The organism is Collimonas sp. GW821-FHT07E08 (assembly GCF_059418905.1).
The window spans coordinates 1-750 of the sequence record NZ_JBWKQR010000057.1 but is presented as its reverse complement, the minus strand read 5'-3'; the positions used below and the strand labels follow the sequence as shown (position 1 = coordinate 750).

Genomic DNA, 750 nt, shown 5'->3' with positions numbered 1-750 from the left:
GATTACAGCCTGGCTTTTAAATTGAGCGTTGTCGAGCAAGTAGAAAAAGGCGAGATGACGTACAAGCAAGCGCAAAAGCGGTATGGAATACAGGGTCGGTCGACAGTTTTGGTATGGTGTCGTAAACATGGCCTGCAGGATTGGACTGAGCCCAGGGGCCGAATCAAGCGGAGAGCGACGATGCCAAACAAACCGACCAAGCCATTAACGCCAGAGCAACGTATCAAGGAACTGGAACGCCAACTCAAGGAAGAGAAGCAGAAATCGGCTCTGTTCGAGACGGTGATCAATATCATGCGCGATGAACATGGGGTGACGGTAAAAAAGTCTTCGGGCAAGCTATCTCTAGTGGTCAAGTCGAAGGACTGAGCATAGAGAGGGCTTGCCGCCACATGGGCATCAGCCGCCAGGCCTATTACCAACGTTGTCAACGAGAACGGGACCTTGAGCAACAGGCCAAAGCGGTAGTGGCGTTGGTGCAGCCGATCCGACTTCGCCAGCCGCGCCTCGGTACCCGCAAGCTGCACAGTCTGCTGAGTACACACTTTGCTCGGGTGCAAATGAAGGTCGGACGAGACCAGTTGTTCGACATCCTGAGGCAGGCGCGTATGCTCGTGCCACCCCAACGGGCTTACCACAAGACCACCAACAGCCATCATCGCTTCCGGCGCCATCCCAATCTACTCAAGGCGGGGCCATCTCAGGTCGTCCCTACCGGTCCGGAGCAGGTCTGGGTTGCAGACATCACCT

At 55.5% G+C, this 750-nt stretch carries 1 pseudogene; it reads left to right on the top strand.

From position 1 onward, the window contains the following. A pseudogene (locus AC07RZ_RS24135) lies at positions 1-750 on the top strand (transposase family protein); the annotation flags it as partial.